The following is a 13,739-nucleotide window of genomic DNA, read 5'->3' on the forward strand; positions in this document are numbered from 1 at the left end:
TCGGCGCGCGTCGCGCTTGGCGGAGAATCCGAGGCTTCGACCCACGACGGTCGCCAACGATGCCGCCCCCCATGCCCAAGATCTCCAAGCCCATGCGCCGCAGTGCGCCCTTCAAAGCCCTGTTGGGCGCCCTGAGCCTGGGGACGCTGAGTCTGATGGCCCAAGCCCAGACCAGTGATGGCAACAGCGCAGCCAAGGAACAGCCCCTGGCCAGCCTGCCCTACACACCCAGCCTGGACCTGCAGGCCATGGACCGCAGCGTCGACCCCTGCGAAGACTTTTACCAGTACGTCTGCGGCGGCTGGATGGAGAAGAACCCGGTGCCGGCCGACCAATCGCGTTGGTCGGTCTATGCCAAGATGGCCGATGAGAACCAGCGTTATCTTTGGGGCATCCTGGAGCGTCTGGCAAGCAGCCCGGCCGCGCAGCTGAACGCCAGCCAGGCTCAGATGGCCGACTACTACGCCGCCTGCATGGACGAAGGCGCGGCCGAGCGCCGTGGCCTGCAAGCCTTGCAGCCCTTGCTGAGCCGCATCGACGGCCTGAGCAACAAGCAAGAGCTGCCGGCCCTGTTGGCCGCTCTGCAGCTGGCCAGCAACAACGAGCGCCTGTTCTTTGCCTTCACATCGAGCCAGGACCTGGCCGACTCCAGCCAGCTGATCGCTTTCGCCATGGCCGGTGGCATCAGCCTGCCGGACCGCGACTACTACCTCAAGAGCGATGCGAAGTCGCTCAAGATGCGGAAAGCGTTCAGCGCCCACATCGCCCGCATGTTCGAGCTTGGTGGCAGCAGCGCGAGCCAGGCACAGGCGGCCGCCGCCCGCGTGCTGGCCCTGGAAACCACCCTGGCCCGCGCCACCCTGAGCCGCGTGGACAAGCGTGACCCCTACAAGACCTTCCACAAGTTCGACGCCCGCGGCCTGCAAGCCCTGACCCCTGGCTTCGACTGGGCGTCCTACCAGCAGGCCCTGGGCGTGCCGGCCTCCACCCGGGTCTTCAACGTCACCGAGCCGGCCTTCTTCAAGGCCCTGGCCGGCCTGCTCAAGAAGAGCAGCCTGGACGACATCAAGACCTACCTGCGCTGGCAGACCCTGAGCAGCCAGGCACCACATCTGAACCAGGCCCTGGTGCAGGCCAACTTCGAATTCTTTGGTCAGACGCTCAACGGCGTGCCCCAGCTCAAGGCACGCTGGAAGCGCTGTGTCGAGCTGGTGGACAACCAGATCGGCGAAGCCCTGGGCCAGGAGTTCGTGGCACGCAATTTCAGCCCCGAGCTGAAGGCCAAGACCCAGCAGATGACCGAGCAGATCGAGCGCGCCATGGCCCAGCGTGTGCAAGCGCTCGAGTGGATGAGCCCGGCCACCAAGACCCGCGCGATCGAAAAGCTGCACAGCATCGTCAACAAAATCGGCTACCCCGATGTCTGGCGCGACTACAGCGCGCTGGAGATCAAGCGCGATGACTTCCTGGGCAATGTGCAGCGCGGCAATGCCTTCGAAGCGCGGCGCCAGCTGAACAAGATCGGCAAGCCGCTGGACCGCGGTGAGTGGGGCATGACGCCGCAGACGGTGAATGCCTATTACAACCCGCAGATGAACGACATCAACTTCCCCGCCGGCGTGCTGCAGCCACCGCTGTTTGACACCAAGCTCGACGACGCGCCCAGCTACGGCAACACCGGCGGCACCATCGGCCATGAGCTGATCCACGGCTTCGACGACGAAGGCCGCCAGTTCGATGCCAAGGGCAATCTCAAGGACTGGTGGGCCAAGAAGGACGGCCGCGCGTTTGAGAAGCGCGCTGCCTGCGTGGTCGAGCAGTACGCGCAGTACACCATCGTCGATGACATCAAGATCAACAGCCGCCTGACCCTGGGCGAGGACCTGGCCGACCTCGGCGGCATGGTGCTGGCCCTGGCCGCCTGGCGCGAGCAGACCGCCACGCAGAAGCTCGCGCCCATCGACGGTCTGACGCCCGAGCAGCGTTTCTTCATCGGCTTCGGCCAGTGGGACTGCAACACCGCACGCCCCGAAGCGCTGCGCGTGCAAGCCCTGACCAACCCGCATTCGCCGGGCCGCTACCGCATCAACGGCGTGGCTGTGAACATGCCGGAGTTTGCCCAGGCTTTCGCATGCAAACCGGGCCAGAAGATGGTCAAGGAAGAGAGCAAGCGCTGCAAGATTTGGTGATCACCGCCGCGGCGGCCAACACCCACAAGGGGCGCGTTTCGCGCCCCTTTTTATTTGCACCAAGCGATCGAAGTACCGACTTGTGACACGTGTAACGCTTTGCAAGGGCGAGGAAACAGGGTCAACGACGACTCATCGGGCGTCGTTGTGCAGGTACCTTTCGCAACCCTTGGAGAAATCCTGATGAACACCAAGTCCAACGCTCTGAAGACCGCTCTGATCCCCGCGCTGCTGGCTCTGTCCTTGGGTAGCGCCATGGCCGCCGAAGCCACCAAGCCGGTCAGCGCCAAACCCACGGCCACCGCAGCCACCACCACCGCACCGGCTGCCACCGCAACGACCGCGGCACCTGCCACCAAGGAGGCTAACGCAAAAACAGAGCAGCACACAAGCGCTGCAAAAGTGGAGCACAAAGCTGAACACAAGGCAGAACACAAGAAGGCCCATGCTCACAAGGCTGCCGCAAAGACCAGCCAGACCGCAGCTGCTGCAGCTCCGGTGACCACCGCTGCCGCGCCTGCCGCCCCGGCAACACCGGCTGTGACTGCAGCCCCCGCGGCCAAGCCGGCCACCACCGCTGCCGCCACGCCCGCCGCAACCGCCGCCCCGATGGCGGCCACGACCAGCCCGGTGAACAAGACCGACGGTGCCGGCCCAGCCACGCCCAAGAAGCCTGCCACTGAGGCAGCTGCTGCGGTGACCACACCCAGCGCCACCCCAGCTGCGGCCAAGACCGAAGCCACCCCGGCCAAGTCCTGATCCGCTTCACAGAACTCCAACCCAGGTTTCCCTGGCCCGGGCGGGCCGGGCTCCGGCCCGACTCCTTACCTGCCCGGTTTTACAAGGCGCAAGCAGCTTCAGGCGGCTTGCGCCTCTTTTTTTGGTCGGCGCGAGTGGCAGGTCGCGGCACAGAACCGTCGTTCGCTGAGATTTGAATACGAACGCAGAGTTCGCAGAGGACCGCAGAGGTCGCAGAGAGAGAAGAAGAGCGAGGATTGTGTTCTCAGCGTCCTCTGCGGTCCTCTGCGAACTCTGCGTGCTGAAATTTCTCAGCGAACGACGGTTCTGTGCCGCTTCCAGTCGCCATGGGCTAACGCGCCAATCAAGCAGCCCGGCTGAGCAGCTCGATCAGACGCTGGCCAGCGCGGCCGGGTGGGCGGTCGAGGCGCTGGACCAGCCAGGGGGTGAAGCGAAATCGAGAGCCGCCCTGGTAGGGCAGCTCGACCAGCTGGCCAGCGGCCAAGGGCTCGTCGACCAGGTAGCGAGGCATCCAGCCAAAGCCCATGCCCATCAGCAAGGCCTGGCGCTTGGCAACAAAGCCAGACAGATAGAACACCCGCTCGCCGCCAAACATCTGGCGATCGCTGCCCTGGTCGCTGCTGTCCTGCACGCTGAGCTCAACATGGTCTTGCAACTCCTCCAGTCGCAAGGGCCGCCCGGCTTCCGCGGCCAGCTGCGCCAGCGCATGCTCAGGCGCCACGCAGAGCACGCACTCCACCTCGGCCTTCGCCTGGGCTTGCAGCAAAGCCGAGGGCTGGTACTCCTTGACCAACATCAGATCGGCCTGCTCCTTTTCGAAGCGGTGCTGCACGCCCCCCAGAAACTCGATCTTCAGCTGCACCCGGGTCGGCACGCCTTCGTCAACCAGTTGCTTGAGCGCCCGCAAGGTGTTGGCCAAGGGCAGGATGCCGTCCACCACCACCAGCAGGCGCGCCTCCCAGCCCGAGGCCAGTTGCTGGGCCAGGGCCTCGACCTGGTAGGCCTGGCGCAGCAGGCGCCGGCCTTCGGCCAGCACGGCCTCGCCCTCAGCGGTCAGGCGCACACGGTAGGCACTGCGGTCCACCAAGGTCAGGTTCAGCTGTTCTTCGAGCTTTTTGACCTGGTAGCTGACCGCCGATGTGACCTTGTGCAGCGCTTCAGCGGCGCGCGCAAAGCTGCCGTGGCGCACCACCGCGTCCAGTGCTGACAGGGCTTCGAGATCCAATTTCATGTTCGAAATTATTGATCAAGAACGACGAAGAAATTCGCTTTCTTTGAAGCAGCGGCGAGCGAAGAATGCGCTCCATCGCCACGAGGGGCGAAGCCACAAGCCAACACCAACACCTGGAGACCCGCGTCATGAGCATCATCAGCCCCAGCAACCCCGTCGGCCTGACCGGCATCGAATTCACCGAATTCTGCGGCCCGACTCTGGAGCAACTGGACGCGCTCTTCCTGTCTTTTGGTTTCTCCAAGCTGCGCCGCCACCCGAGCAAGGCCATCAGCTACTACCGCCAGAACGACATCCACTTCCTGCTCAACGGCGAACGCGCGGGCCACTCGGCCCAGTTCGCGCGCCGCCACGGGCCCTCGATCAGCGCCATGGGCTGGCGCGTCGAGAACGCTGCGGCTGCCCTGGCCGCCGCCGTGTCCCGCGGCGCCGTGGCCGTGCCCGCTGCCATGAAAGACCATGCCTACCCAGCCGTCTGGGGCATCGGCGAATCCATCATCTACTTCATTGAGGCCCACCCGGCCGGCGCCAGCATCTACGAACGTGACTTCGTGGCACTCGATGCCCCGGTGATCCAACCGGACAAGGGCTTCCTGACCGTGGACCACCTGACCAACAACGTGCCCCCGGGCGAGCAGGACAAGTGGGCCGCCTTCTACAAAGGCATCTTCGGCTTCACGGAAGTGCGCTACTTCGACATCCAGGGCGCCAAGACCGGCCTGACCAGCTTCGCCCTGCGCTCGCCCGATGGCAGCTTCTGCATCCCCATCAACCAGCCCAAGGACGACAAGGACCAGATCGCCGAATACCTGCGCGAGTACAAGGGCCCGGGCGTTCAGCATCTGGCCTTCCTGACGAACGACATCCTCGGCTCGCTGGACCAGCTGCAAGGCAGCGGCATCGAGACCCTGGAGATCGACGCCGATTACTACGCCGAGGTCTTCGACCGCGTTCAAGGTGTGCGTGAAGACCATGCCCGCATCCAGCAGCACCAGGTGCTGGTCGATGGCGACGAGCAAGGCTATCTGCTGCAGATCTTCACCAAGAACATCATCGGCCCGATCTTCATCGAGATCATCCAGCGCAGCAACAACCTCGGGTTCGGCGAAGGCAACTTTGGTGCCTTGTTCAGATCGCTGGAAAAAGACCAAGAACGCCGCGGCGTCATCTGAGGCAGGGATCTTTCTACTGCGCGACTGCCATGCGTCGTTGGCCGAATGCTCGGAATCCTCACGTACAGGAAGTACGTTCCGGTTCCTGCGCTCCGTCCGCCTAGCCTGACAGCCGCTCGCGACGAAATCTCCCAGCCTCAGAGCGCGTACGACTCGACATCTCTAACTCGCAGGAGACAAACATCATGTTGACCCAAGGCATTCACCACGTCGCCTACCGCTGCCGCGATGTGCAGGAAACCATCCGCTTCTACAAAGAGACGCTGGACATGGACCTGCTGCTGGCCATCTCCGAGGACCGCGTGCCCTCGACCAAGGAGGCCAACCCCTATATGCACATCTTCCTCGACGCCGGTCGCGGCAATGTGCTGGCCTTTTTCGAACTGCCCGAGTCGCCACCGCAAGGCCGCGACGAGAACACCCCGGCCTGGGTGCAGCACCTGGCTTTCCAGGTCGAAGACGTGGCCACGCTGGAGCGCACCAAGGCCAAGCTCGTGGCCCTGGGCATCGACGTGGTGGGCCCGACCAACCACGAGATCTTCCAGTCCATCTACCTGCACGACCCCAACGGCCACCGCATCGAGCTGGCGGCCAACACGGTCAAGCCGGGCCAGCTGGAGCGCTTGCGCGAACTGGCTCCGGCCATGATCGAAGAGTGGAGCCGCACCCGCCGTACCGTCAAGCATGCCGCCTGGCTGCACGAGCAGGAGTTCGCCGCGCCGTGATGCCGTGACAGCGGGCCGGCCGCTCAGGCCCTGCCAGGCGTTGGTTTGGGCAGGGCCAACAAGGCCAGAAAGGCCAGCAGCCCCAATCCGCAGGACAGCCACAGCGATTGCGCGCCCCAGCGGTCCAGGCACAGGCCGAACAACCAGGGCGCAAGCGCCTGGGCCAGACGCGCCGGCACCATCATCCAGCCCTGGCGCTGGCCATAGCCATGCGGGCCGAACAAGATCAGAGGCAGGGTGCCTTTGGCGATGGTGAGGATGCCGTTGCCCGCCCCGTGCAGCAGCGCAAACGCCGTGGCCAGTGGCGCCCCCAGCAGCGCCAGCAAGGCCGCTGCCACCGGGTGCATCAGCGTGGCCAGGCGCGCCGACAAGAGCGGGTGGACATGGCGCAGCACGCCAAATTCCAGCAGCCGGGCGGCCACCTGGGCCGGCCCGATCAAGGCGCCCACGGCCACCGCCGCCGCCAGGCTGACTCCCCCCGCCATCAGCAAGCGGGGCAAGTGCGCGGCCATGGCGGTGCTGATGAACCATGTCACCGCGAACACCCAGGACAAGATCAGCACCGATCGCCAGGCAGGTGCGGTCGCCGGTACTTCGGCCTCCACCGGCTCGGCTGAAGCGCCCGCCAGCTCCGGTGCAGCCACCACCAGCCTCTGAGCCCGGGGCACGCTGAAATTGAGCGGCAGCGCCAGCAGCAGATGCAGTCCGGCCCAGGCCATGCAGGCTGCGCGCCAGCCCCAGTGGGCCTCCAGCCAGCCGGTCAGGGGCCAGCCCACGGTCGAGGCAAAGCCGGCGATCAAGGTGATGCCGGTGATGGCATTGCGCGCCTCACGGCCGTACAGGCGCACCAGGGTGGCAAAGGCCGCTTCGTACAAGCCTGCGCCCATGGCCAGGCCCATGATCAACCAGGCCAGGAACAAGCTGAGCAAACCTTGCGCCTGGCTCAAGGCCAACAGTCCCAGGGCAAACACGAGATTGCTGAGCATGAGCACCGGCCGCCCGCCCCAGCGGTCGATGCAGCGGCCGGCATAGGGCCCGACCACGGCCGAAGCCAGCAACGCCGCCGAGAAGGCCGCAAAGATGGTCGCCGAGGCCAGGCCCAGTTCGCGCGCCATGGCTGAAGCCAGCAAAGCCGGCAGGTAGTAGCTGGAAGCCCAGGCCAGGGTTTGGGCCACGCCCAGGGCGGCCACGGTGCGGTGGCGAGCATCGAGAGAAGGAAGCGGCATGGCGAGGTTCTACCACCCGCAGGTTTCAGCCCAAGGCGCGGCGGCAGATCGAAGTGAAGGCTCGGCCGCCCGCGCACTTTCGAAGCAGGGAAATCGACATCGGGACTTGCCCTGCAAGGGCGGCGTTATCCAAGCCTTTTCGGCGACGATGCGCCCATCGAAAGAATTCGAGGCGTGTTTCCATGCCTACCCTTCCTCGCAGCGCGGCGGTGCCGGTCGCCGCGCCACCTTCTGCCGCTGAGCAAGCCTTGCTGTTTGGCGCCGCCCAGACCGCCCTGCTGTTCGATGGCGTGCCGGGCTATCTCTTCGTGGTCAAGGACCGCGCCGGCCGCTATGTGTCCTTCAACCAATCCTTGCAGCAGCGTCTGGGCCTGAACCCGGACGAGAAGCTGCACGGGCGGCGCGCGGCCGAGCTCTGGCCGGCCGATCTGGCCGTGCGCTACCGCGAACAGGACGACTGGGTGCTCGCGCGCCAGCAGCCGCTGCTCTACCAGCTCGACCCCATCTTGCTGCCCGACCGCCAGGCCGGCTGGTGCGTCACGCACAAATACCCGCTGTGCAGCCGCGAGGGCGAACTGGCCGGCCTGCTCTGCCTCTCGCGCGATGTGCCCGGCGTGCCACGTGGCGAGGCAGAAGCCGGCCTGGTGCAGGCCGTGGACCGCATGACCAAGCACAGCGAACGGCGCGTGCTGCTGTCCGAGCTGGCCGAGGAAGCCGGCCTCAGCCCGGAGCGTCTGTCGGCCCTGGTCAAGCGCATCTACGGCCTCAGCCCCATGGCCTTCATCCTGCGCAGCCGCGTGCGCGCGGCCTGCGCCTTGCTGCGTGGCAGCCAGGAGCCCCTGCTCGACGTGGCCCTGGCCTGCGGCTTCTACGACCAGGCGCAGTTCAGCCGCCAGTTCAAGTCCATCGTCGGCATGGCGCCGTCCAGCTACCGTCAGCAGGCGGCCCAGGTAGCCAGCGGCGCCTGGTTCTGGGAGCCGCCGGGTCTTTGAGGTCCGCTTACTTCGGGAAGGTGTAGCTCAGGCTGTAGCTGCCCGAGCCCGCCGCCGAGCTGACTTGGGCGTAGTAGTAGCCGGCCGTACCGGCATAACTGATGTTTTCGGTGGATCCTGCCAGCTCCGACTTCGCCACCACGGCCCAGGCCGAGCCGTTCCATTTGTACAGGCTCAGGTTGAAATTGGCAGTGGCAGGCCCACTGAGCTTGAGCGTGAAGCTGCCGCCCGACAGGCTCTGCACATAGCCCGGAGAGCCGCCGGGGTGCGAGGCGGTCGCGCCGGCCGCGGCCAAGCTGCCATTGACCGTGACCGCGCCACCGGTGTCGGGCGGGGTGCTGCCCGTGTAGGACGCAAACACCGCGCCCGCACGGTTCTCGTTGACCTTGTGCCAGGGCTGGCCCAGAGTGCGCATGCGTGAATTTTCAGTCGGGCGGTAGACGCCGCTGGTGCAGTACTTGGCACCGACAAACAGACCCAGGGTGCCGTTGGCATAACTGCCCGGCTGGGTGGGCACGGCCGTGCCGCTGGCGATCAAGCTGCCCCATTTGGCCGTGCTGCGGCTGCTGCCGCGGGTGACGTTGACTTCGCTCGGCTCGCTGTTGGTGGCGCAGGTGCCGTAGTCGTACTCGTCGGCCAGCTTGAAGGCGGTGTGGCCGATCTCATGCAGGGCGATCTCGATCGAGGACGGATGCATGGTCATGGTGCCGATATTGCCGCCGGCGCCGCCGTAGGTCGTGCTGTTGGCCACGACGATGATGACGTCGCGCGCATCGGCCGCCGTCACGCTGCCCACCGCGGCCAGCACCTTGGCCTCGTCAGCGCAAACCAGGCGCGCCAGGCCGTAGCAGCCGATCACCGTGCCCAGCGCCGGCTGGCGCGTCACGCCACCTTCGCTGACGCCCGACTGCGGGCTGGCGATGTCGACCCGACGGACATTGAAGGAGTTCTTGTAGGCCGCAAACAGCGGGTCGGCCAGGATGCCGCTGCTGATCTTCTGCGCGTCCGTTTGCCACTTGCCCAGCTCTGCGCTGCTGTAGCCGTCGCCGATCAGCACGATGTCCATGCGCTGGCCGCTGGCGCCGCTGTTCCAAAGCAGGGCGCTGCCGCTGGGCACCGCCGTGGCCTCCAAGCCGCGAGCCGCTGCGGGCGCCTGGCTCTGTGCCACCAACTCGCTGAGCTCTTGCCGGTTCAGGCGCAGCAAGGCATTGCTGGCACTGAGCGGCTCCAGCTGCCCGGGCCTGCTCTTGCTGCCGTGCGCCGCGCGCTGGTCCTGCAGCTCCAGCGTCGCCACCTCGGCCAGGTGCGGCAGGCGCAGCTCCACCACGCCGTCGCGCTGGATAGCGCGCGCCTCGACAATCTGGCCGGTCTTGGGGTCGAAGACTTCGGCCATGTGCTGGCCCGGGTGGCGCAGCGTGCGGCGGTACAGCTCCTGGCCGGCGGCGTTGCGGGCCAGGACGATCAGGTCGCTGTCGCGCGCATCGGGCAGCTCGGGCTGGCCGGCGAAGCGGCCCTCTTGGGCATGGGTCAGCTGGTAGCGCTGGCTGGCCGCGTCGAAGCGGATGCGCAGCATCAGGTCCTGCGCCATGGCGCCGGTCGACAGCGCCAGCAACAGGGCGGCCAGCGCCGCGCAACGGCGGGAGCGAGGGCGGCGGGAGCGAGAGCTGCGCGAGGGATGCAAGGGCTTCATATCAGGGCTCCTCCGAAAGCGGGGTTCGAGATGGCCGCGATCTTGCGCTGGGAGCCGGCAGCCGGCCTTGTACGCATTCGGCGGCCGGGGCGCGAATCGATGCAAGCCTCAGGGACGATCCCATTGGGGCAAGCCCTGGGTCAGCGCGTAGACTGACACCCGTCGCCTCCTGTCTGGCCTTTCCATCGCCCACGCTTGATGCCGCAACTCCCGACCCCGCTCAGCCACCCTGATGCCTTGCGGCGGCGCTGGCTCGCCGATCTGGCGGCCTTGTCGGCCTGCGTGGCCACAGGGCCGGTGGCTGCGGTGGCCGCTGGCGGTGAAATCCATCTCGGGGCCTCGGCGGCGCTCAGCGGCCCGGCCGGCAGCCTGGGCCGGCGCTTCCATGCCGGCGCGCAAGCCGCGTTCGCCCACATCAAGCACCAGGGCGGCATCCACGGTGCCAGCATCGTGCTCCATGTGCAGGACGATGCCTACGAACCCGAGCGTGCCGAAGCCAACACCCGCATGCTGCTGGACGACCCGCGTGTGCTGGCCCTGTTCGGTTATGTCGGCACGCCCACCTCCATGGCGGTGCAGCCCCTGGTCAAGCGCGCCGGCATCGCCTTTGTCGGCCCTTACACCGGGGCCGACTTTCTGCGCGAACCGCAGCAAACCCTGGTCTTCAATGTGCGCGCCAGCTACAGCCAGGAAGGCCTGGCCCTGGCTCGGGCCATGAAGGCCGATGGCGTGAAAACCGTGGACTTGCTCTACCAGGCCGATCTGTTCGGCCGCGCCGGGCTCGAATCGATGCGCGGCGCGGCCACCCAGATGGGCCTCAGCCTGGGCCTGGCCAGCTCGCACAAGCGCAACAGCGAGGACATGGAGCAAGCCATCGGCCGCTTGCTGGCCCATGGCCAGGGCGAGGCCATCTTCATGGTCAGCACCTATGGCAGCTGTGCCGCCGCCGTGAAGCTGGCGCGCGCCAAGGGCTACCGTGGCCGCTTCTACACCTTGTCTTTCACCGGCCTGGAGCCGCTGCGCCAGGCCCTGGGCTCGGCCATGAAGGGCCTGACCATGGCCCAGGTGGTGCCCGATGCCGAGAACCGCCAGCTGCCCGTGGTGGCCGACTACCAGCAGGCCATGCGCGCCCATGGGGACAGCAGCTTCGACGCCATCAGCCTGGAGGGCTATATCGCCGCCCGGGTGATGGCCGAGGGCCTGCGCCACGCCCGCTTGCCACTGAGCCGAGCCAGCGTCGCCGAGGGCCTGGGCGCCATCGGCAGCCTCGACCTCGGCGGCTTCCGCTTGACCCTGGGCCCGCAGCAGCGTCAGGGCTCGGACTGGGTCGAGTTGCGCGTCGGCAAATAGGCGGCCTTACTTACTGCAGGCTGCTGTTCAAGACTCCGGCCAGGCGGCGCGCGGCCTCGCTCAGGCGTTGGCGCAGGGCCGGCTCATGGGCATCGGCATAGCTCTGGTCGACCTTGTGGCCGTCCGGGTAAAAGCCCGGCGCGGCCACCAGGCGGCAGGACTCGCCCGCCCACAGCGCCGCCGCGCGACTCTCGGCGGCGGGCATGCGCTGGCTGCCCTGACCGGCACTCAGCTCCTGCTGCAAGGCCTCGGCGCCACCGGCGCGGTTGCGCATCAGGCCCGAATCCCAGAGCGAATGCAGGTTCGAGCCGCGGCCAAAGCCTTGCACCTGGTAGCTGTTGCCGCCGCGGTCGTCGGCAAAGCCGGCGTGCAGGGGCTGGTGCACATCGGCCACCAGATGGACCACGTACTTGAGCGCCTTGAGGCGCGCCTCGTCCGTGGCGCGGGCGTTCTTCAGCACCTCGACCTGACGCTCGATCGCGCCGACCACGCAAGCGCCGTCCTCGCAGTCACGCGTCGGCTCAAAACTGCAGCCGCCGTCACGCGGGAAGTTCACGTAGTGCCAGGGCCCGGTCTGCGGCGAGCGGTGCTCGTCAGCCCAGGTGGAGATGGAGGCCAGGGTGCTGCCGGGCTCCAGCGCCAGCAAGCGCTGCACCTCGGCGCGGGCGGCCGGGCTCAGGCCCTGCTCGGCCACGCTGGCGACCAGGCGGTGGCCCTCGGCGCCCCAGGCTTGGGCCGGCGCGCTGCTCAGCAACAGCGGCGCGGCCAGGGCCAGGCCGGCCAGCAGCGCCAGCGGGCGAAAGCGCGAGAGGGGGGAGGCGGAGGGAGCTGAAGAAGCGAGGGAGGCGTGGGGGCGGAAGGCGATCTGCAAGAGGAATCCAGCTCAAAGAAACGGAGAGAAACGGAGAACAACGGAGGGCCGGGATGCACGGCCCGAAGCGGCTCGCCATCCACGCGCAAACGGTTGCGCACTCGCCATTGTGCCCAGCTTCAGGGCCGGCCCGGGCGCGGCTGGGCTGGGCTTCTGCGCAAAGCGCACGCCCTAGGGAAGTGAATGAAAGAGTCAGCCGCAAAGAAAAAACCCCAAGCGCTTGTGGTGCTCGGGGTTCTCGGGGCTGCAGGGGCTGAAGTTGCGGCGCTCTTGGCGCCGGCCCTGCACCGCGCGGGGGTGCCGCGGGGCTGCATGTCCGCCGGGCCGGGGTCCGGCTCGGCGGTGGTCAGTTGCGATCTCTCGCAGTGCTTTCAGTGTAGGCCGCGGGCTCGGGCAGAAAATTGCGAAGATGGCAGACTTCTGTCTTTGTTTGGCAGAAAATTGCGCAATTCAAATATGAAAAGGCATCACCATGGAATTGGACCGCATTGACCGCCAGATTCTCGATGTGCTGCAGGAAGACGGCCGCATCGCCAACCAAGACCTGGCCGAGCGCGTGGGCCTCTCGCCCTCGCCCTGCTTGCGGCGGGTGCGGGCGCTGGAAGAAAGCGGCCTGATCACCGGCTACCGGGCCCTGCTGGACGCCAAAAAGCTGGGCCTGGCGCTGATGGCCCTGGTGCACATCTCCATGGACCAGCACACGCCCGAGCGCTTTGCCAATTTCGAAGCCTCGGTGCGGGTGCTGCCCGAGGTGCTGGAATGCCTGCTCATCACCGGCCAGGCGGCCGACTACCAGCTCAAGATCATCGTCCGCGACATGGACCATTTCCAAAGCCTGCTTCTGGGCAAGCTGACCCGCATCCAGGGCGTCACCGGCGTGCACTCGAGCTTTGTGCTGCAGCAGGTGATTGCGCGCACCAGCGTGCCGGTCACGGCCAGCGCGCCATAGCCTCGCGGCATCAAGACCTGGGCACCGCCAGCGCGGCAACAAACCCAGGCCAAGCGGACGGCAGCTGAAGGCCCATGCTGCGGCAAGCCGCCGCCAAAAGGCTTTCCCGCTCGGGCGACCACTCGGTCAGCGCTTGGCCACAGCACTTGAGCTGGGCCTCCAGCACCGCCCAGGCCGGGGCGAACCCGGCGGCGCCCAAAGCCACAGCCTGCGGGCCGAGGTAGTCGCGCGCCACGGCGGCCCAATCAGGCGGCGCTTCTGCGCAGACCACATCCACCCCCACCGGCCCGTCCAGGTTCACCGCCACCAAGCTCAAACCCGCTTCATGGCTGAAAGACAAGCCGATGTCCGGCCGGCCCAGGACCTGGGGCGGCTGGCCGGGCGGAGCGTGGAGCTGCACGGCGTCCAGCGGCTGGCCCAGCTGTGCGGCCAGGGCTTGGCGCGCGGCCAGGCGGGCGGCGGCGCGGGCTTCGGAGCGGCCGGAAGAAGCCCCACCGAGCGCCAGCACGAACACGCGCTGATCAGGCGCGGGCTTGCACGCCGGCCACAGGCAGACCGAGAACGGAGCGCCCCGCTCGGCCATCC

General features: G+C 67.1%; 12 protein-coding genes. 7 read left to right on the plus strand and 5 right to left on the minus strand.

The window, feature by feature from the left end:
- Positions 1–71: 71 nt before the first annotated feature.
- Both LNV28_RS05725 and LNV28_RS05730 read left to right on the plus strand, forming a co-directional pair.
- Positions 72–2,189: a M13 family metallopeptidase gene (locus LNV28_RS05725; RefSeq protein WP_263516062.1), complete on the plus strand. Its 2,118-nt coding sequence runs from the start codon at positions 72–74 to the stop codon at positions 2,187–2,189.
- Between the two features lie 183 nt (positions 2,190–2,372).
- Entirely contained in the window at positions 2,373–2,948 is a 576-nt protein-coding gene (locus LNV28_RS05730; RefSeq protein ID WP_263516061.1) for a hypothetical protein, read from the plus strand.
- A gap of 343 nt (positions 2,949–3,291) precedes the next feature.
- On the opposite strand, the gene LNV28_RS05735 is transcribed toward LNV28_RS05730, so the two are convergent.
- The gene (locus LNV28_RS05735; protein WP_263516060.1) at positions 3,292–4,179 is read right to left on the minus strand and encodes a LysR family transcriptional regulator; all 888 of its coding nucleotides are present in this window, start codon (positions 4,177–4,179) and stop codon (positions 3,292–3,294) included.
- 128 nt (positions 4,180–4,307) lie between these two features.
- Between LNV28_RS05735 and hppD the strand changes: the two genes are divergently transcribed.
- Together hppD and LNV28_RS05745 are read left to right on the plus strand one after the other, a co-directional pair.
- Positions 4,308–5,351: a 4-hydroxyphenylpyruvate dioxygenase gene (gene hppD / locus LNV28_RS05740; RefSeq protein ID WP_263516059.1), complete on the plus strand. Its 1,044-nt coding sequence runs from the start codon at positions 4,308–4,310 to the stop codon at positions 5,349–5,351.
- 185 nt (positions 5,352–5,536) lie between these two features.
- Positions 5,537–6,076, plus strand: coding sequence for a VOC family protein (locus tag LNV28_RS05745; protein WP_263516058.1), 540 nt, complete (start codon positions 5,537–5,539; stop codon positions 6,074–6,076).
- A gap of 23 nt (positions 6,077–6,099) precedes the next feature.
- Here the strand turns inward: LNV28_RS05745 and LNV28_RS05750 are convergent, their stop codons facing one another.
- Positions 6,100–7,302, minus strand: coding sequence for an MFS transporter (locus LNV28_RS05750; RefSeq protein WP_263516057.1), 1,203 nt, complete (start codon positions 7,300–7,302; stop codon positions 6,100–6,102).
- Positions 7,303–7,484: 182 nt separating this feature from the next.
- On the opposite strand from LNV28_RS05750, the gene LNV28_RS05755 reads away from it, so the two are divergent.
- The gene (locus LNV28_RS05755; RefSeq protein WP_263516056.1) at positions 7,485–8,294 is read left to right on the plus strand and encodes an AraC family transcriptional regulator; all 810 of its coding nucleotides are present in this window, start codon (positions 7,485–7,487) and stop codon (positions 8,292–8,294) included.
- A 7-nt stretch (positions 8,295–8,301) separates the two neighbouring features.
- Here LNV28_RS05755 and LNV28_RS05760 read toward each other — a convergent pair whose 3' ends face one another.
- Positions 8,302–9,984 carry a M64 family metallopeptidase gene (locus tag LNV28_RS05760; protein WP_263516055.1) on the minus strand — a complete coding sequence of 561 codons (1,683 nt, stop codon included), beginning with the start codon at positions 9,982–9,984 and terminating at the stop codon, positions 8,302–8,304.
- 198 nt (positions 9,985–10,182) lie between these two features.
- On the opposite strand from LNV28_RS05760, the gene LNV28_RS05765 reads away from it, so the two are divergent.
- Positions 10,183–11,334, plus strand: a complete 1,152-nt coding sequence (locus tag LNV28_RS05765) for an ABC transporter substrate-binding protein (protein ID WP_263517125.1) — start codon at positions 10,183–10,185, stop codon at positions 11,332–11,334.
- A gap of 10 nt (positions 11,335–11,344) precedes the next feature.
- Here LNV28_RS05765 and LNV28_RS05770 read toward each other — a convergent pair whose 3' ends face one another.
- The gene (locus LNV28_RS05770) at positions 11,345–12,205 is read right to left on the minus strand and encodes a S1/P1 nuclease (RefSeq protein ID WP_263516054.1); all 861 of its coding nucleotides are present in this window, start codon (positions 12,203–12,205) and stop codon (positions 11,345–11,347) included.
- A 472-nt stretch (positions 12,206–12,677) separates the two neighbouring features.
- Here LNV28_RS05770 and LNV28_RS05775 point away from each other — a divergent pair, with 472 nt between their 5' ends.
- Positions 12,678–13,154 (plus strand): Lrp/AsnC family transcriptional regulator, encoded by a 477-nt coding sequence (locus LNV28_RS05775; RefSeq protein ID WP_263516053.1) that lies wholly within the window; start codon positions 12,678–12,680, stop codon positions 13,152–13,154.
- A 10-nt stretch (positions 13,155–13,164) separates the two neighbouring features.
- Here LNV28_RS05775 and LNV28_RS05780 read toward each other — a convergent pair whose 3' ends face one another.
- Entirely contained in the window at positions 13,165–13,737 is a 573-nt protein-coding gene (locus LNV28_RS05780; RefSeq protein ID WP_263516052.1) for a 4'-phosphopantetheinyl transferase family protein, read from the minus strand.
- Between the last annotated feature and the right edge of the window lie 2 nt (positions 13,738–13,739).

It is taken from the genome of Paucibacter sp. DJ2R-2 (assembly GCF_025717675.1).
GTDB lineage: Bacteria > Pseudomonadota > Gammaproteobacteria > Burkholderiales > Burkholderiaceae_C > Paucibacter_A.